A 22,869-nucleotide genomic window follows, 5' to 3' on the forward strand; every position below is an offset into this window, starting at 1 on the left:
CGTCGGTGCTGGGTGCGGTGCCCGGGCCTGCCCGGGCGCGTCCGCGGTCTCAGCTGTTCTTGAGATGGTAACGGTAACCGTCGGTCGTGTCCTCGATCGCGACACCGGCGGCGGCGAGCTGATCGCGGATCGCATCGGCCTGCGCATAGTCCTTCTCCGCCTTCGCCGCGATCCGCTTGCTCGCGAGGTCGCCGACGAGCGCATCGAGGGCGGCGGCGGCCGGGGCGCTGCCGTCGGCACTGCCCCACACCTCGGCGCTGGGGTTGACGCCGAGGATGTCGAGCATGAGCTCCACCTCGGCGACGATCCGGGCCAGCTCCGGCTTGTCGGAACCGGCGTCGAGGAGCTTCGCCCCCTCGGTGACGCGGGCGAAGACGACGGACAGCGCGCGGGGCACGCCGAGGTCGTCGTCGAGGGCGGCGGCGAACTCGACGGGGACGTCGATGATGCGGTCGCGGTAGGCGGCTGCGACGTTCGGCAGCGGCGGTGTCTTATCCCCGAGCGCCTGCCGGGCCCGGTCGAGGAAGTTCGAGAGTCGCTCGAGTGAGGCGGTCTGGCGCTCCATCGCCTCGGGCGAGTACTCGAGCACGGAGCGGTAGCTCGCGCTCGTGAGGAAGTAGCGCACCGCGAGCGGGCTGAAGCGGGCGAAGAGGTCGGAGGCGAAGACGGAGTTGCCGAGCGACTTCGACATCTTGTCCCCGCCGACGTTGAGCAGGCCCGAGTGCATCCAGATGTTGGCGAACTCGTCACCGGCGGCGCGGGACTGGGCGAGTTCGTTCTCATGGTGCGGGAAGCGCAGGTCGAGGCCGCCGCCGTGGATGTCGAAGTGCGACCCGAGGTACTTCGTCGACATCGCCGAGCATTCGATGTGCCAGCCCGGGCGGCCGCGTCCCCACGGGGACGGCCATGAGGCGGTCTCCGGTTCGCCGGGCTTGTGCGCCTTCCACAGCGCGAAGTCCCGGGGATCCTTCTTCCCGCGCATGTCCGAGTCCTCGGCCGGCTCCATGTCCGCCAGCTGCTGGTTCGTCAGCTCCCCGTAGTCGGGCCACGAGGTCGTCGAGAAGTAGACGTCCCCGCTGTCGTCGAGCGCGGGGTAGGCGTGCCCGGCCTCGATGAGGCGGCTGATGAGCTCGTGCATCTCCGTGATGTGGCCGGTGGCCCGGGGCTCGTAGCTCGGCGGGAGGACGTCGAGGGCGTCGTAGGCAGCGGTGAAGGCGCGCTCGTAGAGGTAGGCGTGGGCGAACCAGGGCCGTCCTTCTTCGACGGACTTCGAGAGGATCTTGTCGTCGATGTCCGTGACATTGCGGATGAGGGTGACGTCGTAGCCGCGGTAGAGCAGCCAGCGTCGGAGCACGTCGAAGACCGAGGCAGACCGCAGATGCCCGATGTGGGGTTCGCCCTGCACCGTGGCACCACACGCGTAGATCCCGACGTGGCCGTCGATGACGGGCCGGAGATCTTCGGTCGTGCGGGTGGCGGTGTTGTACAAGGCGATAGTCACCCGCCCAAGTCTACCGGGGATGGATCACTCCCGAACCGAGACCATTCGGTGCTGAATTGTGACCCGCGACACGTGATGCGCACCACCACTCACAAGCAATTCCCAGTAAAATGGAAGTCGATCATCCGCAAGCAGGAGGCATCGTCGCCTCCCGGCGGTGAACTACGAAAGGTCATCATGTCTACCACCACACCCCAGAGGGAGGTCTTCGCCACCCGCGGCGCGTTCATCTTCGCGGCCATCGGCTCGGCAGTCGGCCTCGGCAACATCTGGCGCTTCCCGTATGTCACGTATGAGAACGGCGGCGGCGCCTTCATCATCCCCTACCTCGTCGCACTGCTGACAGCGGGCATCCCGCTGCTCTTCTTCGACTACGCGATGGGCCACCGCTCCCGCGGCTCGGCGCCGCTGGCGTTCCGCATGGCGACGAAGGTCGCCGAGCCGATCGGCTGGTTCCAGACCGGCGTGGCCGTCGTCATCGGCATCTACTATGCCGCGATCATCGGCTGGGCCGGGGCGTACATGTTCTTCTCGCTCAACCAGGCGTGGGGCGATGACGCGGAGACCTACTTCTTCGGCAGCTTCCTCCAGATGGGCGATCCGGGCGTCTCCTTCGAGTTCGTGCCGATGATCCTCATCCTCGTCATCGTCGTCTGGGTGATCACCCTCGGTGTGCTCCTCGGCGGCGTGCAGGCAGGCATCGCCCGCTTCTCGAAGATCTTCATCCCGCTGCTCATCATCCTCTTCCTCGCGCTCGTCATCCGCGCGCTGTTCCTGCCCGGCGCGGCCGAGGGCCTCAACGCGCTGTTCACCCCGGACTTCTCCGCACTGTCGGATCCCACGGTGTGGATCGCGGCCTACGGGCAGATCTTCTTCTCGCTGTCGATCGCGTTCGGCATCATGATCACGTACGCGTCGTACCTCAAGCGGAAGACGAACCTCACCGGCTCCGGCCTCGTCGTCGCGTTCTCGAACTCGGGCTTCGAGATCCTCGCCGGCATCGGCGTCTTCGCCGCCCTCGGCTTCATGGCCGCAGCGTCGGGTTCGCAGGTCTCGGACGTCGCGACCAGCGGCATCGGGCTGGCGTTCGTCGCCTTCCCGACCCTGATCTCCGAGATGCCCGGCGGCGGACTCTTCGGCTTCGCGTTCTTCGCATGCCTCGTCTTCGCCGGCCTCACCTCGCTCATCTCGATCGTCCAGGTGCCGATCCAGGCGCTGCGCGAGAAGTTCGGGATCGGCAACAAGGCCTCGATCCTCCTCGTCGGCGGCGCCATGGCGATCATCTCGATCCTGCTCATGTCGACCGTCACCGCCCTCTACGTGCTCGACACGATGGATGCCTTCGCCAACAACATCGGCATCGTCGGCGCAGCCGTCGTCGGACTCATCGTCGTCGGCTGGTTCGCCCGCAAGCTGCCCGTGCTGCGCGATCACCTCAATGCGATCTCGAGCTTCAAGGTGGGCTGGTTCTGGATGATCATCCTCGGCGGTGTCACCGCTCTGGTGCTCGCGTACATGCTCATCTCCCAGATCATCACCTACGCCACCGAGGGCTACGAGGAATACCCGGCGCTCGTCATCGGCGTCTTCGGCTGGGGCATGATCGCGCTGCTCATCGTCATCGCGGTCGTCCTCTCGCTCATCAAGTGGCCGAGGAAGACGATCGAGGAGGCGGACGCGGCGATCGCCGATTCCGTCGCCGAGGAGCAGAAGGGCCACCACACCGGTCGGCATGCCGCCGATGAGACCACACGAGGAGGGAACTGATGGAACCGTCAGCCGTCATCATGATGATCATCGCGATGGTCACGGTCTGGGGCGGGCTCGCCGCAGCGATCGTGCACCTGCGCAGGCATCCGGACACCGACGTCGACTGATCACCCACTCACGCATGTGATCCGCGCCAGCGGGGCGTCTCCCATCCTCGGGAGGCGCCCCGCTTCGCATGCGCGCACACGTCACCCCACCTCGGCGACAGGCACCTGCGCACGCCGATCCCACGGAGGTCGCGCTGTCGTCACACGATGCGGACGCGGTGGTCGGAGGCTGCGTCGCGTGGTTAGGGTGGGCAGCGTACGAACCCCCATCGGCGCGCAGCCGTCGCGGTCGCGCACCGATCACCCCTAGGAGGCGCAATGCCACAGACTGTCAAGGGCGTCATCGCACGCAGCAAGGGCGCACCGGTCGAGCTCACCGACATCGTCATTCCCGATCCCGGCCCCGGTGAGGTCGTCGTCGACGTCCAGTCGTGCGGGGTCTGCCACACGGACCTCCACTACCGCGAGGGCGGGATCAGCGATGACTTCCCGTTCCTCCTCGGACACGAGTCGGCCGGGGTCGTCTCGGAGATCGGCGAGGGGGTGACGAACGTCGAGGTCGGCGATTTCGTCATCCTCAACTGGCGCGCCGTGTGCGGCGAGTGCCGCGCGTGCAAGCGCGGGGAGCCGTGGTACTGCTTCAACACGCACAACGCCGAGCAGAAGATGACGCTCACCGACGGCACCGAACTCACCCCGGCCCTGGGGATCGGGTCGTTCGCGGAGAAGACGCTCGTCGCCGCCGGCCAGTGCACGAAGGTCGATGAGTCGGATCCGGCGGTCGTCGGTCTGCTCGGGTGCGGAGTCATGGCCGGCATCGGTGCGGCGATCAACACCGGCGGCGTCACGCGCGGCAAGTCGGTCGCGGTCATCGGCTGCGGCGGAGTCGGCTGCGCGGCGATCGCCGGGTCCTTCCTCGCCGGGGCGGGCACGATCATCGCCCTCGACATCGATGACCGGAAGCTCGAGTGGGCGAAGGAGCTCGGCGCCACGGAGACCGTGAACACGAAGGGGATGAGCGAGGACGAGGTCGTCGCCGCGATCCAGGAGCGGACGAACGGCTTCGGCGCCGACGTCGTCATCGACGCGGTCGGTCGGCCGCAGACGTGGCGGCAGGCGTTCTACGGACGCGATCTCGCCGGCACCGTCGTCCTCGTCGGTGTGCCGACCCCGGAGATGGAGCTCACCGTGCCGCTGCTCGACGTGTTCGGTCGCGGCGGCAGTCTCAAGTCGTCGTGGTACGGCGACTGCCTGCCCGAGCGCGACTTCCCGATGCTCGTCGACCTCTATGAGCAGAAGCGACTGCCGCTCGAGAAGTTCGTCACCGAGCGGATCGGCATCGGCGACGTCGAGGCGGCGTTCGCGAAGATGGAAGAGGGAACCGTGCTGCGATCGGTGGTGGAGGTCTGATGGCTGGGATCGATCATGTCGTAACGTCCGGGACGTTCTCGCTCGACGGCGGGACCTGGGATGTCGACAACAACGTCTGGATCGTCGGGGATCAGTCGGAGGTCATCGTCATCGACCCCGCCCATGATGTCGATGCCATCGCCGAGGCGGTCGGACCGAGAGAGGTCAAGGCCATCCTCCTCACGCACGGTCATGACGACCATGTCGGCGTTGTCCGTGACTTCGCGAGCCGGGTGGGGAATCCGACGATCTACCTCAACCCGGATGACTACGTGCTCTGGGACATGACCTATGAGGGCTACCGTCCCGAGGGGCAGATCTCCGACGGCGACACGTGGCGGGTCGGCGGGGTGACGATCAGGGCGCTGCACACGCCGGGTCACTCCCCCGGGTCGACGAGCTTCTTCATCGAGACCGGGCTGCCGGTTCCCGCATCGGCGGGGGCGGGGTCCGCGGTCGGGCCGGTGCTCTTCTCCGGGGACACGCTCTTCAACGGTGGTCCCGGAGCGACGGGGCGGTCGCATTCGAGCTTCGAGACGATCATCGAGTCGATCAGGGACCGGCTCTTCGCTCTGCCCGATCCGACGATCGTCCTCACCGGCCACGGCGAGTCGACGTCGATCGAGGCGGAGAAGCCGAGCCTCGAGGAGTGGATCAAGCGAGGGAGCTGAGTTTCCTCCAGCGGAGTGCCCGACGACGCAGTGCCCGAAGACTCCGCCCGGCTGCCGAAGCGCCGCGACGCCGCTGAAACGGTGTCGCGGCGCTTCGGCATTCAGCCCGCGTCAGACCTGCGCGATGCACGGCAGTCCCGTCGCACACGCGGCAGTCCCGCCGCGCACACCCCTATACACCGCGCGGTGCGTCGACCACACTGGTCTCATGGCCAAGACGAGCAGAATCATCAGCGTCTCCGTCCCCGTCAGCGACCTCGACGAGGCAACCCGCTTCTACACCGACGTCCTCGGATGCTCGGTGACCTACGACGGTGAGCCGATGCCCGGCAATCGGATCGTCGAGGTGGCTCCGCCCGGGTCGGACATCGCGATCGTCCTCATCCCGCAGGGCAGTCAGATCCCCGTCGCCATCCGCCTCGAGACACCCGACGCCGAGGAGGCGCACGAGCGCATCTCGGCAGCCGGCGTGACGATCCACAACGACGAGGTGTTGCGGTGGCCGGGCGTCCCGCCGATGTTCTCGTTCACCGACCCCGACGGCAACGGCCTCGTCTACCTCCAGGACGACTGACCTCCACCAGACGTCCGGGACGACTGAGTCCCGCCTGACGTCCGGGACGACTGAGCCCCGCACACAGTCCACGACGACCGAGCCCAACACCCCTTACACCACAACGACGGATCACCGTGGCACACCCCACCCCGTGAGACGGGCATCACCCTGCGCCCGTTAGACTGCTCTGGTGCCTGATTCACATTCGCAGTCGCCGGTGACCGCCGACTCCGCCTACACCAGCCCTCAGCCCACCCCCGACGGCTCCGGCCTCAAGGCCGGAATGCGGCCCCGCCACCTCGTCATGATGAGCCTCGGCTCGGCGATCGGCGCCGGCCTCTTCGTCGGCTCCGGGGCGGGAGTCCAGGCCGCCGGGCCCGCGGTCCTCGTGTCCTACGTCGTCGCCGGCCTCATCGTCATCTTCGTCATGCGGGCGCTCGGCGAGCTCGTCGCCGCCGACCCGAACCCCGGCGCCTTCTCCCACTACGCCGGCAAGGCCATGGGCCCGGCCGCCGCGTTCGCCGTCGGTGCCCTGTGGTGGGTTCAGCTGTGCCTCGTCGTCGCCGCCGAGGCGACCGCCGCCGCACAGATCGTCGCCGGCTACCTCCCGTCGGTTCCGCAGTGGGTGCTCGCGCTCATCATCATGGTCGTCTTCACCGCGATCAACCTCACGACCTCCGGCAGCTTCGGCGAGTTCGAGTTCTGGTTCTCCCTCATCAAGGTCGCCTTCGTCGCGCTCTTCGTCGTCCTCGGTATCGCCCACCTCCTCGGCTGGACCCCGGCGGCTCCCCCGACCGAGATCTTCGCCGACGGCTTCATGCCCACCGGCATCCCCGGTGTCGCCGCCGGACTCCTCGTCGTCGCGTTCGCCTTCGGCGGCATCGAGATCGTCGCCGTCGCCGCCGCCGAGACCTCCGACCCCAGCCGCTCGGTGTCGAAGGCGATCAAGACGATCGTCTGGCGCATCCTCTTCCTCTACATCGGCTCGGTGGCGATCATCGTCCTCGTCCTCGACTGGACCGATCCCCGCCTCGCCGACTCGCCGTTCGTCGCCGTCCTCGACACCGCGGGCCTGCCGTTCATCGCCTCCCTCCTCGCCGCCGTCATCGTCATCGCGCTGCTGTCGTCGATGAACGCGAACATCTACGGTGCCTCCCGGATGTCGTTCTCGATGGCCCGCCGCTCGATGCTGCCGTCCGGCCTCGGCCGCACGAACCGGCGCGGCGTTCCCGTCGCCGCGGTCCTCGCGACGTCCGTCTTCGGCTTCATCGCCGTCGCCCTCAACTACTTCTGGGCCGCCGAGGTGCTCGGCATCCTCCTCCAGATCGTCGGCTCGACGCTCATCGTCACGTGGGTCGCCACCCTCGTCTCGCAGCTCATCCTCCGCCGCCGCGCCGAGGCCGCCGGCACCCCGCTGCCGCTGAAGATGTGGCTGTTCCCCTGGCTGACGTACGCGGCACTGGCCGGCATCGCCGTCATCATCATCCTCGGCCTCACCGTCGAATCTGTCCGCACCCAGATCATCGGCACGCTCATCTTCACCGCCGCCCTCTACCTCATCGGCATCGCCGTGACCCGCCGCAAGCGGGCGAAGGGCATCGTCGCCGAGGTATGACCGTCAGAGGGGCATCAGTCGGTCCTCGTCGCCGAGGTGGTCCTCGAGTCGGCCCCGCACCGCGCAGTCAGCGCGGTGCGGGGCCGTTCTTTGTGTTTCCATCATGGAAACATTGATGTAGAGTTTCCTCTATGGAAACACAACAGACCTCAGACCACGACCGAGAAGAGGCGCGCCGAGCACTCCTCGCTGCGCGCCGGGAGGAAAGGAAGACCTCCTCCGGACACATCCCCAAGTGGCTGCTCGTGTACGGCGCAGCCTTGAACTTCGGCTTCGCCTGGACCAACCTCGCGGTACCACCCGGTTCAGCGATCGCTCTCGGCGCGGTCATCGCGCTCACCGCTGCCATGGTCGTCCAGGTCGTTCTTCTCGTGAGGTATGTGTGGTGTCCGAAGGGGTATCGATTCGTCAGAATCCAGTGGAAGGTCCTCCTCACACTTGCCTGCATTGCGATGCTGCTTGTCGGCGGGACGTCCGTGGTGGCGTCACTGTTCGGCAATGACAGAGACACCGTGTCCGGTGTCTGGTCGATCATCGCTGGCCTTCTCTGCCTCCTCCCGGTCCTCCTCGACGCGGCCGAGAAGCACTGGCCGAAGCGCAAAGGACACCGCAGTGCCTGACGCCGAATTCAATCCGCTCATCCACGCCCCGATCCGCTTGCGCATCTGCGCAATGCTGTCGCAGGCGAAGGGCATCGAATTCGGGGAGATCCAGTCTCGCCTCGACATCTCCAAATCGGCGCTGAGCAAGCACCTGTCACAGCTCATCGACGCAGGCTACGTCGACGAGACGAGCATCGTCCGGCTCGGCCGCTCGCGGCAGTGGCTGTCGCTGACACCGGCGGGTCTCTCCGCCTACAGATCCCACCTCGCCGCGCTGCGCAGCATCATCGACGCCGACGACTGATGACGTCCCCCGACTCGCCCGGACTGACGCTTCAGTCCCTACCCGGCGGGCGCTGAGTTCTCAGCGCCCGCCAATGCGCTCCCGCAGTTCATCGGCCAGCGCGCTCAATGCCTCGTGTTCGCGGGCCGCGCTGATCCACCCGTCGAGCATCGCGAGCGTCTGGCCCTCGTGTCTGGCGAAATGGCGACCGGCATACTCACGCATCGGGATCGGCGAGATCCGGTCGGCAGCCTCGAGCACCATGCGGGCGACCGCCGGCACGACCGGCACCGGCATTCCGGTGACGGCACGGACCGCCTCGGCGGCGGCAGCGCTCGGCAACCGCAGATGATCGAGCAGCCGATCCCACTTCCCTCCCCCGGCACTCAGCTGCGCCACGTACGGAATGAAGAGCGCCGGTGAGGCGATGAGGACGTCGAGCGGCACGGTGATGACGACCGGACCGAGCTCACGCGCCAGTGCGCGGAGCGGTTGCTTCGGACCGGCGGCGAGGAAGACCGGTGCCCCGAACGGCGACCAGAACCGCACCTCATGACCGTGCTCGATTCCGGACCCGGCATCGAGCCGTTCGGAGAGGAACGCCGGGGAGAAGACGACGACCTCGGCGCCGGGAAAGAGCCCCTTCGCGATGTCGACGTCCCCGTCGACTTGGCTCGTGATGGCCAGCCACCGCGGGGCGACGGCCCTGATCGCCGAGGCGACCGCCGCGTCGAGATCGCCCGGTCGAGTGGTGAGGACGACGAGATCCCACGTCGTCGGCACGCGACGGCGCGTGCGCTTCCCGTGCTGGGCAGCGGCGCGGGCCCGCGCCACCGAGACGCCGGTCCCGAGGGAACCCGACGCGCCCGTGTCATCGTCGGCCGCAGCGATCCGGAATCCGCTGGCGTCGTCGATGCCGGCCCAATCGGTGACCGTCACCCGCCTCGTCGCGGCGACCTCGGTGACACTCCAGCCGGGTTCCCCGGTGTCCGATTCGCTCAATGCCTCCAGCCACCGCACCCGCCGCGGATAGGCAGCCCGCGGTCGCTCGAGCGGGGTTCGGGTGACGACGACCGTCTCGTGCCGGTGACCGAGCAGCGCAGCGCCCGCGAGGCCGACCGCGCCCGCACCTTGGAAGAGGATTCTCATGGCCGGTACACCAGCGCATTCGCGATCGCGGCCACGCCCTCACCGCGACCCGTGAGACCGAGCGCATCCGTCGTCGTCCCCGACACGGACACCTCGGCGCCGACCGCCTGGCTCAGCGCCTGCTGCGCTTCGCTGCGCCGTTTGCCGATCTTCGGGCGGTTCCCGATGACCTGGACGGCGATGTTGCCGATCTCGAACCCGGCTGCGCGGACGAGTCGGGCCGCCTCGGCGAGGAGGCTCACCCCGGACGCTCCGGCGAACTCCGGGCGATCGACGCCGAAGTGCGCACCGAGGTCGCCGATGCCGGCAGCGGAGAAGAGCGCATCACAGCACGCGTGCGCGGCGACGTCGGAGTCCGAATGGCCGTCGAGGCCACGCTCCCCCGGCCACAGGAGGCCGGCGACCCAGAGTTCGCGGTCAGGGTCGTCGGCGAACGCATGGACATCGACACCGATTCCGGTCCGGGGAATGGTCATCGCATGGCTCCTAAACGGTGAGGCAGTCATCTGCGCGGTGAGGCAGTCGTCGACTTCCAGGATAGGTGCCGGCCAGCGCGCACGCCTGAGCTCTCACACCGAGGCGGGATGCGCCCGGCCGCGCTCGCGGGCGATGTGCTCGGCGAGGACGAGGTCGAGCGGGTACGTGATCTTCAGCGATTCCTCATCCCCGGGCACCGCGACGACATCGACGCCGAGGCGCTCGACGAGTCCCGCGTCATCCGTCGCCTCGCGGGCGCCGGCACCGAGTGTCCGGACTTCCTCCCGGTAGCTCGCATGGGCGCGGCGCAGTGTCTCGGCGGTGAAGCCCTGCGGGGTCTGAACCCGGCGCAGACTCCCCCGGTCGAGGTCGCCGCGGAGGACTTCGACCTCGGCGGCGTGCTCCTGAGGTGGAATCGGCTGTTCCCGAGGTGGATCCGGCTCGAGATCGGCGTCATCGTCGAGCGGGATTCGCCTCGGGGACTCCTCGGCCCGGCGGACGGTGTCGATCATGGGCAGGACGGGCACGACCGCCTCGGCGCCGGATGCCACAGCAGCGGTCACCCGATCGAACACGGATGGCGGAGTGAGCGCGCGGGCGGCATCGTGGACGAGGACGATATCCGGGTCACCGGCTGCCGCGAGGGCCGCCTCGACGGACGCGACGCGGTCGGCGCCCCCGGGGACGACGATGATCTCGATGGCCTCCGGGGGGACGCGGTTCTCGTGGACACCCGCACCGCCGTGGGCACCCGCATCACTGCCGGCAACCCCGTCGGCATCTGCACTACAACCGAGCCCCGCACCACCGGACCCGCCACCCCCGGAGAACCGTCGGCGCACCTCGGCGACCTCCGCCTCGGCGAGGGACACAAACACCTCGGGAGCCGCGACCACGATCGTGGTGGCGACTCCCGAGGTGATGATGGCGTCAAGACTGTGCGCGAGCAGAGTGCGACCGTCCACCTGGACGAAGGCCTTCGGCTCGGTGTGCCCCAAGCGCGTGCCCGACCCTGCGGCCGGGACGATGACGCAGGTGCTCAGGACGCGAGCACTTCGTCGAGGAGCGCTTCGGCTTCGGACTCCTCTTTCTTCTCCGCGAGTGCGAGCTCGGAGACGAGGATCTGGCGAGCCTTCGACAGCATGCGCTTCTCACCGGTCGACAGTCCGCGGTCCTGTTCACGGCGCCAGAGGTCACGGACGACCTCGGCGACCTTGATCACGTCACCGGACTGCAGCTTCTCAAGATTCGCCTTGTACCGGCGAGACCAGTTGGTGGGTTCCTCGACGAATTCCGCCCGCAGGACGTTGAAGACCTTCTCCACACCCTCTTCGCCGACGACGTCACGGACGCCGACGAGATCGCAGTTCTCCGCGGGGACCTCGATGACGAGGTCACCATGGGCGACCTGGAGCTTGAGATACAGTTTCTCCTCACCTTTGATGGTTCGTTGCCTGATTTCTTGGATTGTCGCTGCACCGTGATGTGGATAGACAACAGTGTCGCCGACCTGGAAACTCATATTCTCTTCAAACCCCTTTCGCGGAATCCCAGTTTACCATGAGGCGCGCCACAGAAATCGTCCAGGATGGGGTTTCCTCATGCTAGGCTCGGCCTTTTTGGCCGCAGTCGTCAGGATCTCGCCGAGGCGGCCCAGGCCTCCCAGCGGACGCGCAGAGAACAACGGTCAGGTTGTCGCCTTCGTCACCGTCGGCCACGTCGTCAGCCGGGCAACTCGTGTTGGCGTCAGCGCCTCGGGAAGTTCACAGACAAGGTTCTACAGCTGGTCAAAAACCGGGTAGTATACAGACGGATCTTGTATTGCCACTTCAAGGAGCACAATGAAACGGCACAACCGCGCAGCTCTCGCACTTGCCGCCCTCGCGCTCGTCATCCCCGTCAGCGGATGCGCGAGCCTGATCTCCCCCCAGCAGACCGCTGAGTACCGCTACAACGGCGGCGACGGCGCGTGGGGAACGGTCGGCGACGTCGAGGTGCGCGGCCTCCTGCTCATCATGGACGAGAGCGGCGAGGGCCCGGCCCAGCTGTTCTTCACGCTCATCAACAAGGGCACCGAGGCGGCCGACGTCACGGTCGCGGTCTCCGGAGACTCCTTCTCCGAGTCGGTTCCCGCCGGCGAGACCTTCATCCAGGATCCCGAGAGCCCCCAGTCGACCGACAGCGAGCAGCTCATCGTCGACCCCATCGACGCGAAGCCCGGTGACCTCGTCGACGTCACCGTCTCCACGGGCGGCCAGGAGCAGACCATCGAGACCCAGGTGCTCTCCAACGTCCTCCCCTACTACGAGGAGTACCTCCCGTCGGAGTCGCCGTCGGCGGTGCCGACCGACGACGCCACCGAGGAGACCTCGACCGAGGGCACCGGCACCGAGACCTCGACCCCGACCGAAGGCGCCGCGAGCACCGAGGGCACAACGTCGACCGAGGGCACGACCGCGACCGAAGGCACCGCTGCCGCCAACGGCTGACGCCGCGTGCCGGGCCGCACCGGCCTCCCGGCGCACACAGTCTGCGCCACAGCACGAAGGAGCCGCTCACCTCAGGTGAGCGGCTCCTTCTGTATCTGTATGGGTCTGTATCTGTACGGGTCTGATCTGTGCTCTTCTGGGCCCGTTACGCCTCGAACTTGTACCCGAGGCCGCGGACGGTGGTGAGCAGCTGCGGCTCGGACGGGTTCTGCTCGACCTTCGCGCGCAGGCGCTTGACGTGGACGTCGAGGGTCTTCGTGTCCCCGACGTAGTCCTCGCCCCAGATCCGGTCGATGAGCTGACCGCGGGTCATCACGCGCCCGGAGTTGCGGACGAGGATCTCGAGGAGCTCGAACTCCTTGAGCGGCATCGACAGCTCCTCCCCGCGGACGGAGACGACGTGGCGCTCGACATCGATCCGGACCCCGCCGGCCTCGAGGATCGAATCGTCGAAGCTCTCGGCTTCGACGTTGCGCCGCAGCACCGCGCGGACGCGGGCGAGGAGCTCACGCGAGGAGTACGGCTTCGTCACGTAGTCATCGGCCCCGAGCTCGAGGCCCACGACCTTGTCGATCTCCGAGTCCTTGGCCGTGAGCATGATGATCGGCACGTTCGACTTCGCCCGCAGCTCGCGGCACACTTCGGTGCCCGAGGCACCGGGCAGCATGAGGTCGAGGAGGACGAGATCGGCCCCGTTCCGGTCGAACTCCGCGAGGGCCTTGAGGCCGTCATCGGCAACGGTCACCTCGTACCCCTCCTTGCCGAGCAGGTACGACAGCGGATCCGAGAACGAGTCCTCGTCCTCAACAAGCAGAATTCGAGTCACGTCGTGAGCTTCCTTTGTTCGCTTCCAGTGGGCAAAACCTGGGCGGTCCCATTCTCCTCCGGGCCCTCACCGTTGTCACCGCCGCCCGCCGAGGCGGTCCCCGGGTCCCCATCGACCCTATCGTCACCGGTTTGTTCGTCAGCGGGCTGTCCGGCGGCGGACTGTTCGTCACCGGTCCGTTCGTCAGCAGGCTGTTCGTCGGCGTTCTGCTCGCTCCCGGCTCGCGCCGAGTCGCCCTCGCCCCGCACCGCGTCGCCCCCGGCCTGCGCCGAATGCTCGAGCAGCACCCCTTCAGGCGCCGTCGAGGTCGCCTCGGCGACGGTCTGCGTGCCGGCCAGCGGCAAGACGATCGTGAACGTCGACCCCTTGCCGAGCTGGCTCCACACCCTGACCTCGCCGCCGTGGGTGGCGACGATGTGCTTGACGATGCTCAGCCCGAGGCCCGTGCCGCCGGTGATCCGCGAACGGGCGGGATCGACGCGGTAGAAGCGCTCGAAGACCCTCTCCGTGTCCTGCCGGGACAGTCCGATGCCCTGGTCGGTCACGGAGATCTCGACGCGTTCGTCGACGAGTTCGACGCCGACGCCCACGCGGGTGCCGTCGGGCGAGTAGTTGATCGCGTTGTCGATGAGGTTGCGCACCGCATTGACGAGAAGTTCGTAGTTGCCCTCGACGAGGAGGCTCGAGGGCGGGGCGATCTCGATGTGGATCCGCTTCGCCTCGGCGCGGGTGTGCGCGCGGTCGGCGGCGTCGTCGATGACCTCGGCGGCCGAGATCTTCTCCGTCGTCGACGGGGCGGCATGGTCCTGGACGCGGGAGAGGTCGATGATCTCCTGGACGAGCTGGGTGAGGCGCTTCGATTCGCGCTGCATGCGTCCGCCGAAGCGCTCGACCGCCGCCGGATCGTCGGAGAAGTCGGTGACCGCCTCGGCGAGGAGGGCCATCGCCCCGATCGGGGTCTTGAGCTCGTGGGACACGTTGGCGACGAAGTCCCGGCGGACAGCGTCGACGCGCTTCGACTCGGTCTGGTCGTCGCAGAGGACGAGGATGAACGCGGTGCCCAGGGGCGCGATCCGCGCGTGGAGGTAGCGGAGGACGGCGTCGGAGGCCTCCCGCTTCTGTTCGAGGTCGATCTCTTCGATGAGTCCCCGCGCGCGCACCCGCTCGACGACCTCGAGCATCTCCGGTGACGTCAGGGAATGCCCTCTGACCAGGCCGAACGTATAGGCGGCCGGGGAGGCTTTGACGACGTCGTCGCCGGCGTCGAGGACGATCGCCGCCGATTGGAGGACGGCGAGCACCTCGGCGATGCCCTCGGGCAGATCGTCTTCGGAATGCAGGTCGGCAGCATCGCGGGAGCGTTCGCTGAAACGGAACGCCAAAATGCCCGCTATGCCGAGTCCCAGGCCGACGATGCCGGTCAGGACCGCTACAATCAAGAGATCCACGTGAACAAGCTTAGGCGCAGTCCGCTTGCCGGTCGCACCGGATTCACCCGCTGACAGGGCTTTTGGCGAGGAATTCACCGAACCGCCAGTTGCCGTTCACACGGCGATGGAAAGCTGAAGTCAGTGTGCCTGCCGGGACAAGCCGCACTGTCGAGCAGTCCGAGCACGGCCGATCCCGAGATCTGCGCCACGCACTCTCACCTCGCACGAGACAAAGGAAGCATCCTCAATGCGCGAAGTCTTCAGGAATGAGCTCGATGAGCTGGCCACCCAGCTCGTCGACATGTCCACCAAGGTCCTCGACTCGATCCGCCTGGCGAATCAGGCCCTGCGGAGCAACGACCTCGAGCTCGCCGAACGCGTCATCGAAGCCGACGCGAAAATCGATGCCATGCAGCACACCCTCGACCAGCAGGCCGCCGAGATCCTCGCCCTCCAGGGACCCGTCGCCTCCGATCTGCGCGCCGTCATCGGCGCGTTGCGGATGAGCGCCTCGCTCGAGCGCATGGGCGACCTCGCGCGTCACATCGCCCAGCAGGTGCGCATCCGCTACCCCGAATCCGCGATCCCCAAGCACTTCGAGCCGACGTTCCTGCGGATGGGCGATTCGGCGGAGAAGATCGCCGAGGCGACCGAGAACCTCCTCAACAACCCCGGCCTGTCGATGGTCCCGACGATCAACGCGATCGACGAGGAGCTCGACGAGCTCCACCTCTCCGTCTTCGCGCAGCTCGCCGACGCTCCCGCCGAGGATCTCGCCCCGCGTCACATCGCCGACGTCACGCTGCTCTCGCGCTACTACGAGCGCTTCGGCGACCACGCCGTGTCGGTCTCGCAGAAGGTCGAATACCTGCTCACCGGCAACTGGGAGCCCTACCTGTCCCGGAAGTGAGCGCTCTGCCGGGCAGATGACGACGACGATCGCCGAGGTGGTTGACCCACCTCGGCGATCGTCGTTTCCATGTCTGCTCGGCACATCCCTGCTCGGTCCATCCCTTCTCGGCACATCAGGGTCCCCCGCTCACCCCCGCGACGGCGTCCGCGGACGTCTCACGGGCGACGACGTCACGTCGGCGCCGGCGGAGCACGCCCCTGATCCCCCGGGCGATCGTCCGATGCACCCCTGTCGTCACCGCGACGCCGAGGATGAGGAGGGCCCCGCCGATGAGTTCGGGCACGGTCGGCCGGTCGCCGAGGACGAGCCACGCCGCCCCGACCCCGACGGGCGGGACGAGGAGCGTGAACGGAGCGACCTGCGAGGCGGGGAAGCGGGCGAGCAGGGAGTTCCAGATGACGTACCCGATGAGCGAGGCGACGCCGGCGGTGTAGACGACCGAGGCGAGGACGCCCCACGTCGGGTGCGCAAGCGAGCGGACCACCTCGGCGGGGCCGTCGATGAGCAGGGAGAGCCCGAGCATCGGCAGCGGCACGACGAGACCCGACCACACGGTCATCTGCAGGCCGCTGATGCCCGGCTTCACCCCACGGGCGATGACGTTGCCGATCGCCCAGGACAGTGCCGCACCGAGGCAGACGACGAAGGCGACGACGGGGATCGACGCCTGGAGGCTCAGGCCGATGACGGCGAGGCCGGCGACCCCGATGAGGATGCCGAGGATCTGGCGCCGGTTGGGGATCTCCCGCAGCGCGAGCGCGGCGACGAGGACGGTGAAGGCGGCCTGGATCTGGAGGATGATCGAGGACAGCCCGACCGGGAGGCCGAGGAAGAGCGAGGTGTAGAGGAGCCCGAACTGCCCGGCGGACATGAAGACGCCGATGAGGAGGATGCGCCCGAAGCTGCCGCGCGGGAAGCGCACGAAGAGGATCGCGGGGATGACGACGACGGTGAACCGCGCCGCGACGAGGAGCAGGGGCGGCCAGTCCCGGAGTCCGAAGTCGATGAAGATGAAGTTGACGCCCCAGAGGACGACGACGAGGAGGGCGAGGAGGTAATGGACGGGGCGCATGACTTCAGGATCTCAGCGCGCAGCTATAAAATCCATTGAAAGTCACTCCGGTCATTCATTACGATATTTTGATGATCGATATCGTCGCCCTGCGCACCCTCGTCGCCCTCGACGGGCTCGGGTCCGTCACCGCCACGGCCGACTCCCTCGGCTACACGCCGGCCGCGGTCAGCCACCAGCTGCAGAAGCTCTCGCGCTACCTCGGTGCCCCGGTCACCGAGCGCACGGGCCGCGGCATCTCGCTCACCCCCATGGGGCGCGAGCTCAGCAGCCGCGGGGCGCAGATCCTCCACGACCTCGAGGGCATCGAATCCGAGGCCCGGGCCCGCTCGGGTGACCCGCGCGGCCGGATCACCGTCGGCGGGTTCTCCACCGGCATCCGCGGCCTGCTCGTCCCCGCGCTCCCCCGGCTCGCCGAGGCCGCGCCCGAACTCACGGTGACGAACGTCGAATCCGACCCGGATGAGCTCATCGAGATGGTCTCGGCGGGGCGGATCGACGCGGCCCTGATCTTCGACTGGAACAGCTCCGCCCTCCGCCTGCCCTCGACCCTGACCTCGGAGATCATCGCCGTCGACCGCGCCGACATCGTCATGCCGCGTGACCATCATCTCGCCTCGCGCGCCGAGGTGACGCGTGCCGATCTCGTCGGTGAGGTCTTCGTCTCCGCCCCGCGCGGGGCGGTGTGCCATCGCTGGCTCGTCGCGCTCTTCGAGGATCTCGGCAGCGAGCCGCGGGTCGAGTACTGGGCCGTCGAGTACGACACCCAGGTCGAGTTCAGCCGGTCGGTCGGCGCGCTCGCGCTCGTTCCCCGGCTCGGTCGCCCGCACCTGCCCTCCGATGTCACGGCGGTGCCGCTCGATGACCCTTCGATCGCCCGGTCGATCCACACCGTGTGGCGGCGGTCGATGACGAACTCCCCGGCGATCGCCGTCCTGCGCAGGCAGATGCAGGCGATCGCCGGGGAGTTCGCGGAACGCTGAGGCTCCGGCTCAGCCGGGTTCAGGGTCAGGTCGGCCGGGCTCCCAGCTCAGGCTCAGCGGCCCTGGTTCGCGACCTTGCCGATCGCTTCCTCGGCCGCGGCGGGATCGAGGTAGGTGCCGCCCAGGGTGACCGGCGTGAAGTCGTCGGTGAGCTCGTAGTGGAGCGGGATGCCGGTGGGGATGTTGAGTCCCGTGATGTCCGCGTCGGAGATGCCGTCGAGGTGCTTAACGAGGGCCCGCAGCGAGTTGCCATGGGCGACGACGAGGACGGTGCGGTTCTCGGAGAGCTCGGGGACGAGGACGTCGTACCAGTACGGCAGGAGACGGTCGATGACGTCGGCGAGGCATTCGGTGCGCGGCACCGAGTCGCCGAGGTTGGCGTAGCGCGGGTCGCCGACCTGCGAGAACTCAGAGGCGTCGGAGAGCGCCGGCGGCGGGGTGTCGAAGGAGCGACGCCAGGTCATGAACTGCTCGTCGCCGAACTCCTCGCGGATCTCCTTCTTGTCCTTGCCCTGCAGCGCACCGTAGTGGCGTTCGTTGAGTCGCCAGCTGCGGTGGGTGTCGAGCCACGAGAGGTCGGCGGACTCGAGGGCGAGGTTCGCGGTGAGGATGGCCCGCTTGAGGCGGGAGGTGTGGACGACGTCGGGGATGAGATCGGCTTCGCGCAGGAGCTCTCCGGCGCGCTTGCCCTCGGCCCGGCCCTTGTCCGTGAGGGTGACATCGACCCAACCGGTGAACAGGTTCTTCTGGTTCCATTCGCTCTCGCCGTGGCGCAGCAGGATGAGGTTATGCGTCATGGCCCCTATTTTCGCACGGGCGGCGTCCCCCACTCGACGGTTCCATGATGTGGTAGTCCGTCTTGCCTGACGGGACGACGGGGCTAGTATTCGGCTATGTCCGATTCAGCACAGCACCCGAGTCCCGCCGCGGCGCAGACGGCCCGAGCCGACCGCAGTTCGATCATCGCCGTCACCGCCCTGCCGGTCCTCGTCATCCTCGCCGGCGTCCTCGGCTTCCTCAGCCCGGACACGTTCACCCCGCTCGCGCCGACGATCACGTGGAGCCTCGGCGTCGTCATGTTCTTCATGGGGCTGACGCTGACGCTGCCGGACTTCGCGCGGATCGCGAAGCGTCCGTGGATCGCCCTCCTCGGGGTCGTCACGCAGTATGTCGCGATGCCGCTGCTCGGGCTCCTCGTCGTCACCGTCTACGATCTGCCGCCGGAGATCGCCGTCGGCGTCATCCTCGTCGGCTGCGCGCCGGGCGGCACGGCCTCGAACGTCGTGACGTATCTGGCGAAGGGCGATGTCGCGCTGTCGGTGTCGGTGACGACGCTGTCGACGCTCATCGCTCCCGTCCTCACCCCGCTGCTCACCCTGTGGCTTGCGGGGTCGTACATGGACGTGCCGTTCTGGTCGATGTTCGTCTCGATCTGCCAGACGGTGCTCGTGCCGGTCATCGTCGGTGTGCTCGTCCGCCTCGTCGCCTCCCGGTTCGTCGACCGGATCGCCCCGGCGCTGCCGTGGCTCGCCTCGGTGGCGATCGCCTACATCGTCGCCATCGTCGTCGCCGGTTCGGCCGGGTCGATCGCCACGGCGGGCATCCTCGTGCTGCTCGCGGTCATCACGCACAATGTGCTCGGGCTCGCTGTGGGCTACGGCGTGGCCGCCGCGTGCCGTCTCGATACGCCGACCCGCCGGGCGCTCTCGTTCGAGGTCGGTCTGCAGAACTCCGGGCTCGCCTCGACGCTCGCGACGACGTACTTCTCTCCGCTCGCGGCGCTGCCGGGTGCCGTCTTCAGCGTGTGGCACAACGTCTCCGGTGCCGTTCTCGCCTCGATCTTCGCACGTCTGCCCTACGGCAAGCCCCCGGCGGATGCGTCACACACCGCGCCCACGCGGCAGGACGCGTGAGGGCGGCGTTGGGAGGATTCGACGCATTCACCGCGCAGTCACTCGACATCGACGGTGGGCGGTTCGTCGTCAGGCGAGCTGAGTCACGGGATCTGCCGACTCTCGTCGGTCTCCTGCGCAACGACTCCCTCGGAAGCCAGCGCGAGCACCTCGACGATGGCGACCTCACGGCCTACGAGCAGGCGTTCGACCTCATCGCTGCGGATCCGAACCAGCTGCTCGTCGCGGTGGACGCTCTGCCCGACGCCGACGTGGCCGGGCCGAGCACGGTGGATGTGAGCGGCTCGGCGCGAGACTCCGCGATCGTCGGCACCCTTCAGCTCAGCCTCATCCCCGGTCTGGCACGAACCGGTGCCCTGCGACTGCAGATCGAGGCGGTGCGGATCGCTCCCGCATTCCAAGGACGAGGGCTCGGACGCGCAGTCTTCGAGTGGGCGCACAGCTGCGGCAGAACCGCAGGAGCGACCCTGGTGCAGCTGACGACGGACAAGTCACGCACTGACGCTCACCGGTTCTACGATCGCCTGGGCTACGTCGCCAGCCACGAGGGCCTCAAGCGTCAGCTCTGAGCCTGCGCCCCGCACCGCGCCGGCACGGCAGGATGCATGAGGGCTCACATCCACTTGACGCCGTCGACCTCGAATTCGCGGATGCGGTAACCGATCATCTCGGCGAGGAGGTCAGCGGGGATCTCCTCGTCATAGGGCAGCTTGATCGAGCCCTTGCCCGTGTCGAAGCCGGAAAGCCGATCCGCGAAGGCCTCCTTCGTGCTCGGAGTGAAGACGAAATTCGCATGGTGCGTGTACCCGGCGAAGACGAAGAGGATCGAGTCGAGGAAGTACGCGGGGTTGCCCCATTTGATGCCCTCGCCGGCGGTCGGGGCGTGCTCCCGGCTGAGATCGCGCAGCTGCGTGAGAAAGTCGCGCTGGGACTCCGAGTCGAAGGTCGCGATGTATTCGTCGACGGTGCCCGGCTTGCTGAGATCGACGCGTTTGATCATCGCCGCTGCCCGTCGTCAGTTTCGCCGTCGTCTGGCGCGGTCGCGTCCGAGGGCTCAGCCGCCTCGGTGCGCTCAGCGGCCTCAGACTGTCCGGAGCCGCGCGTTCCCGCCTGCTCCGATCCGGGCGACTCCGGGCGCTCCGGTCCGATCGTGCCGAGGAACTCATTGTCGGGACCGGCGAGCACATGCTCGAATGCGGCGAGGTTCCGGGTCGACTCCCCGCGGCTGACCCGCCACGCCCACTCCTTCTTCATCCCCGTGAGGAAGCCGATGAGGAGGAGTTCGTTGAACGATTCGTCGGCGACAGTGAGGAACTCCCCCAGCAGTCCGTCGAGGTCATCGAGCAGCCGATGCGCGGGCACCGTGGCCCTGAGGTAGACGTCGCCGAGGTGGTCGACCCCGAACGCGGTCGCCGCGAGCTTCATGTTCTTCCGCAGCAGCCAGCGGTTGAACTCCGCGGCGTTCTCATCCGGGTGGCGGATGACGAACGCGGCAAGCTCGGCGGTCCGGGCCGAGATGACGATCGAGACCGTCGTCTTGAGCTTCCGCTCGCCGGGCAGTACGACCGCGATCGACGAGTCGTCGACGCTGTCGACCTCGACCTCGTTCGCTGACGCCCACTCGGTGATGCCGGACATGATCGCACTCGTCGGCGTCTCGCTCGTCGGCGTTTCGGCCGTCGGCGTCTCGCTCGTCGGCGTTTCAGTCGTCGCCGCCGGGGTCCCCGGGTGTGCGGACTCGGGCCCTGTCATCAGCGCGATCCCCCGCACAGGCCGGGAGCGGCGAGGTCCCGCGGGGCCGGCTCGGCCGCTTCGGCGAGGGCGTCGAGCACCGTCGCCACCGTCGTGTGCCAGTCGAACCGCTGCGAACGGGCCACCGCGTGCTCGCCGAGTTCGGCGCGCAGCTGCGCGTCGCCGAGCAGCCGCTCGAGGGTGAGCGCCCAATGGCGCGGGTTGTGGTCGGCGATGAGGAGACCGGAGAAGCCGTTCTCGACGACCTCCGGCAGACCGCCCACCGCCGAGGCGATCGCGGGCAGCCCCGAGGCCGCGGCTTCGGCGGCGACGAGCCCGAAGGATTCGCTGCGGGACGGGACGAGGAGGACATCGGCGGCACGGTAGTAGGTGACGAGATCGGCCGCCGGCACCGGCTGCCTGACCTCGATGTGCGGGTCAACGGCGACCGCCGCCGAGAGCGCGGCGTGGAAGTCCGCGGTGTGGAAGTCCGCGGTGTGGAGATCAGAGTTTCGGAGATCCGCGGTCCGGAGGTCCGTCGTCCGGCGTTCGGGTGCCGCGGCCTCAGCGCCGAGGTGGTCGGAGGAATCGGCCGGTTCGGTCCACCCCGAGGCGGCGCCGAGGAGGATCCCGCGGGTGGACGCCGCCGGCGCCGGATTGTTCTCCTGCAGGCAGGCGAGGGCGTCGACGACGACGTCGGTGCCCTTGATGAACTGCATCCGCCCGACGTAGAGGACGAGATGCTCGTCGGCGGCGATGCCGAGCTCCCGCCGCGCCGCAGCCCGGGAACCGGGTGAGAAGAGGTCGTGGTCGACCCCCGGGCGGGCGACGATGACGGAGTCCGGAGCCGCACCGAGCTCCCCGATGAGGTCGCGGCGCTCGGCCGGGGTGTTGGCGACGAGGAGGTCGACGCGGTGGGCGATGCGCTCCTCGGCCCGCAGGCGCCGGGGCGATTCGTCCTCGGTCTCCGAGTCCCGGTTCTTCACGGCGCCGATCGTGTGCATGCTCGCGATGAGCTGCGGGCGGACCCGGGTAACGTCATTGCCAGTGACGAGCGCCTGTGCCCGCAGGGCCGCCTCGGCGGAGATCCAGTAGTGCGCCCACACGAGGTCAGCGGCGGCATACGCGGGATGTGCTGCGAGCAGGCGCGCGAGGTCGTCGATCCGCCCGGCGAGCGCCTCCTTCGTCGTGGCGTCCGTGCGCAGGCAGTGGAGGCGGATGTTCTCGGACAGCGTCACGGTCTCGGCGTCGGGCTGTTCGGTTCCGTTCCCGTTCGGGTCGGCGGTGAAGACGTCGACCACGTGCCCCATGGCGGCAAGTGCCCTGACCGTATGGTCGACGTAGACGTTCATCCCGCCCGCGTCGCCCTGCCCCGGCTGCGCCGCGGGTGAGGTGTGGAGGGAGAGGACGGAGATGTGCACGGTCGCCAGT

25 protein-coding genes are annotated in these 22,869 nt (G+C 68.1%); 13 read left to right on the forward strand and 12 right to left on the reverse strand.

The genetic code is table 11. The annotated features are described in order from the left end of the window. Nucleotides 1–49: 49 nt before the first annotated feature. On the reverse strand, nt 50–1,501 hold the full coding sequence (gene cysS / locus ACFQ91_RS01510; RefSeq protein ID WP_211978792.1) for a cysteine--tRNA ligase: 1,452 nt from the start codon (nt 1,499–1,501) through the stop codon (nt 50–52). 177 nt (nt 1,502–1,678) lie between these two features. On the opposite strand from cysS, the gene ACFQ91_RS01515 reads away from it, so the two are divergent. From ACFQ91_RS01515 to ACFQ91_RS01550, 8 genes are all read left to right on the forward strand, one after another. Next, complete coding sequence (locus ACFQ91_RS01515; protein ID WP_211978791.1) at nt 1,679–3,268, forward strand: sodium-dependent transporter; 1,590 nt, start codon at nt 1,679–1,681, stop codon at nt 3,266–3,268. Next, nucleotides 3,268–3,378, forward strand: coding sequence for a methionine/alanine import family NSS transporter small subunit (locus tag ACFQ91_RS01520; RefSeq protein ID WP_211978790.1), 111 nt, complete (start codon nt 3,268–3,270; stop codon nt 3,376–3,378). The genes ACFQ91_RS01515 and ACFQ91_RS01520 overlap by 1 nt, the downstream gene beginning before the upstream one ends. Before the next feature lie 258 nt (nt 3,379–3,636). Then, nucleotides 3,637–4,728, forward strand: a complete 1,092-nt coding sequence (locus tag ACFQ91_RS01525; protein ID WP_211978789.1) for an S-(hydroxymethyl)mycothiol dehydrogenase — start codon at nt 3,637–3,639, stop codon at nt 4,726–4,728. Then, entirely contained in the window at nt 4,728–5,399 is a 672-nt protein-coding gene (locus tag ACFQ91_RS01530) for an MBL fold metallo-hydrolase (RefSeq protein WP_211978788.1), read from the forward strand. The genes ACFQ91_RS01525 and ACFQ91_RS01530 overlap by 1 nt, the downstream gene beginning before the upstream one ends. A gap of 208 nt (nt 5,400–5,607) precedes the next feature. Then, nucleotides 5,608–5,973, forward strand: a complete 366-nt coding sequence (locus ACFQ91_RS01535; RefSeq protein ID WP_137825675.1) for a VOC family protein — start codon at nt 5,608–5,610, stop codon at nt 5,971–5,973. Nucleotides 5,974–6,172: 199 nt separating this feature from the next. Beyond that, nucleotides 6,173–7,570, forward strand: a complete 1,398-nt coding sequence (locus tag ACFQ91_RS01540; RefSeq protein ID WP_211979244.1) for an amino acid permease — start codon at nt 6,173–6,175, stop codon at nt 7,568–7,570. Between the two features lie 131 nt (nt 7,571–7,701). After that, nucleotides 7,702–8,190: a hypothetical protein gene (locus tag ACFQ91_RS01545; RefSeq protein ID WP_249121011.1), complete on the forward strand. Its 489-nt coding sequence runs from the start codon at nt 7,702–7,704 to the stop codon at nt 8,188–8,190. Then, nucleotides 8,183–8,476 carry a transcriptional regulator gene (locus tag ACFQ91_RS01550; RefSeq protein ID WP_249121010.1) on the forward strand — a complete coding sequence of 98 codons (294 nt, stop codon included), beginning with the start codon at nt 8,183–8,185 and terminating at the stop codon, nt 8,474–8,476. Before ACFQ91_RS01545 ends, ACFQ91_RS01550 begins: the two co-directional genes overlap by 8 nt. A gap of 60 nt (nt 8,477–8,536) precedes the next feature. Here the strand turns inward: ACFQ91_RS01550 and ACFQ91_RS01555 are convergent, their stop codons facing one another. From ACFQ91_RS01555 to ACFQ91_RS01570, 4 genes are all read right to left on the reverse strand, one after another. Further along, nucleotides 8,537–9,604, reverse strand: a complete 1,068-nt coding sequence (locus ACFQ91_RS01555; protein ID WP_211978786.1) for a hypothetical protein — start codon at nt 9,602–9,604, stop codon at nt 8,537–8,539. Beyond that, on the reverse strand, nt 9,601–10,080 hold the full coding sequence (ispF, locus tag ACFQ91_RS01560; RefSeq protein ID WP_211978785.1) for a 2-C-methyl-D-erythritol 2,4-cyclodiphosphate synthase: 480 nt from the start codon (nt 10,078–10,080) through the stop codon (nt 9,601–9,603). The genes ACFQ91_RS01555 and ispF overlap by 4 nt, the downstream gene beginning before the upstream one ends. Before the next feature lie 93 nt (nt 10,081–10,173). After that, nucleotides 10,174–11,124: a 2-C-methyl-D-erythritol 4-phosphate cytidylyltransferase gene (locus tag ACFQ91_RS01565; protein ID WP_376904038.1), complete on the reverse strand. Its 951-nt coding sequence runs from the start codon at nt 11,122–11,124 to the stop codon at nt 10,174–10,176. After that, a complete protein-coding gene (locus ACFQ91_RS01570) occupies nt 11,121–11,603 on the reverse strand; it encodes a CarD family transcriptional regulator (RefSeq protein WP_137825680.1) in 483 nt (160 codons plus the stop codon). Before ACFQ91_RS01570 ends, ACFQ91_RS01565 begins: the two co-directional genes overlap by 4 nt. A gap of 319 nt (nt 11,604–11,922) precedes the next feature. On the opposite strand from ACFQ91_RS01570, the gene ACFQ91_RS01575 reads away from it, so the two are divergent. Next, nucleotides 11,923–12,570, forward strand: a complete 648-nt coding sequence (locus tag ACFQ91_RS01575; RefSeq protein WP_376872101.1) for a hypothetical protein — start codon at nt 11,923–11,925, stop codon at nt 12,568–12,570. A 145-nt stretch (nt 12,571–12,715) separates the two neighbouring features. Here ACFQ91_RS01575 and ACFQ91_RS01580 read toward each other — a convergent pair whose 3' ends face one another. Together ACFQ91_RS01580 and ACFQ91_RS01585 are read right to left on the reverse strand one after the other, a co-directional pair. Next, nucleotides 12,716–13,396: a response regulator transcription factor gene (locus ACFQ91_RS01580; RefSeq protein WP_198499612.1), complete on the reverse strand. Its 681-nt coding sequence runs from the start codon at nt 13,394–13,396 to the stop codon at nt 12,716–12,718. Next, nucleotides 13,393–14,835: a sensor histidine kinase gene (locus ACFQ91_RS01585; protein ID WP_376872111.1), complete on the reverse strand. Its 1,443-nt coding sequence runs from the start codon at nt 14,833–14,835 to the stop codon at nt 13,393–13,395. Before ACFQ91_RS01585 ends, ACFQ91_RS01580 begins: the two co-directional genes overlap by 4 nt. 238 nt (nt 14,836–15,073) lie before the next feature. Between ACFQ91_RS01585 and phoU the strand changes: the two genes are divergently transcribed. Then, a complete protein-coding gene (gene phoU / locus ACFQ91_RS01590) occupies nt 15,074–15,736 on the forward strand; it encodes a phosphate signaling complex protein PhoU (RefSeq protein ID WP_211978784.1) in 663 nt (220 codons plus the stop codon). 115 nt (nt 15,737–15,851) lie between these two features. On the opposite strand, the gene ACFQ91_RS01595 is transcribed toward phoU, so the two are convergent. Next, nucleotides 15,852–16,811 carry an EamA family transporter gene (locus ACFQ91_RS01595; RefSeq protein WP_376872098.1) on the reverse strand — a complete coding sequence of 320 codons (960 nt, stop codon included), beginning with the start codon at nt 16,809–16,811 and terminating at the stop codon, nt 15,852–15,854. 71 nt (nt 16,812–16,882) lie between these two features. Here ACFQ91_RS01595 and ACFQ91_RS01600 point away from each other — a divergent pair, with 71 nt between their 5' ends. Next, nucleotides 16,883–17,794 carry a LysR family transcriptional regulator gene (locus ACFQ91_RS01600; protein ID WP_198499615.1) on the forward strand — a complete coding sequence of 304 codons (912 nt, stop codon included), beginning with the start codon at nt 16,883–16,885 and terminating at the stop codon, nt 17,792–17,794. 53 nt (nt 17,795–17,847) lie between these two features. Here ACFQ91_RS01600 and ACFQ91_RS01605 read toward each other — a convergent pair whose 3' ends face one another. Then, entirely contained in the window at nt 17,848–18,591 is a 744-nt protein-coding gene (locus ACFQ91_RS01605) for a phosphoglyceromutase (RefSeq protein WP_376872095.1), read from the reverse strand. Nucleotides 18,592–18,687: 96 nt separating this feature from the next. On the opposite strand from ACFQ91_RS01605, the gene ACFQ91_RS01610 reads away from it, so the two are divergent. Together ACFQ91_RS01610 and ACFQ91_RS01615 are read left to right on the forward strand one after the other, a co-directional pair. Next, nucleotides 18,688–19,707, forward strand: a complete 1,020-nt coding sequence (locus tag ACFQ91_RS01610; RefSeq protein WP_376872092.1) for a bile acid:sodium symporter family protein — start codon at nt 18,688–18,690, stop codon at nt 19,705–19,707. Continuing rightward, nucleotides 19,704–20,276, forward strand: coding sequence for a GNAT family N-acetyltransferase (locus ACFQ91_RS01615; RefSeq protein WP_376872089.1), 573 nt, complete (start codon nt 19,704–19,706; stop codon nt 20,274–20,276). The genes ACFQ91_RS01610 and ACFQ91_RS01615 overlap by 4 nt, the downstream gene beginning before the upstream one ends. 44 nt (nt 20,277–20,320) lie before the next feature. Here ACFQ91_RS01615 and ACFQ91_RS01620 read toward each other — a convergent pair whose 3' ends face one another. Genes ACFQ91_RS01620 through ACFQ91_RS01630 form a run of 3 tightly spaced genes read right to left on the reverse strand, consistent with a single transcriptional unit; the run spans nt 20,321 to nt 22,859 of the window. Beyond that, nucleotides 20,321–20,707, reverse strand: a complete 387-nt coding sequence (locus tag ACFQ91_RS01620) for an iron chaperone (RefSeq protein ID WP_376872086.1) — start codon at nt 20,705–20,707, stop codon at nt 20,321–20,323. Then, nucleotides 20,704–21,459 carry a YbjN domain-containing protein gene (locus tag ACFQ91_RS01625; RefSeq protein ID WP_376872083.1) on the reverse strand — a complete coding sequence of 252 codons (756 nt, stop codon included), beginning with the start codon at nt 21,457–21,459 and terminating at the stop codon, nt 20,704–20,706. The genes ACFQ91_RS01620 and ACFQ91_RS01625 overlap by 4 nt, the downstream gene beginning before the upstream one ends. After that, nucleotides 21,459–22,859 (reverse strand): glycosyltransferase, encoded by a 1,401-nt coding sequence (locus ACFQ91_RS01630; RefSeq protein ID WP_376872080.1) that lies wholly within the window; start codon nt 22,857–22,859, stop codon nt 21,459–21,461. Before ACFQ91_RS01630 ends, ACFQ91_RS01625 begins: the two co-directional genes overlap by 1 nt. Nucleotides 22,860–22,869 lie beyond the last annotated feature (10 nt).

Origin of the sequence: Brevibacterium sp. NPDC056726, from assembly GCF_042790515.1 — a bacterium.
GTDB classification, from domain to species: Bacteria; Actinomycetota; Actinomycetes; order Actinomycetales; family Brevibacteriaceae; genus Brevibacterium; species Brevibacterium sanguinis.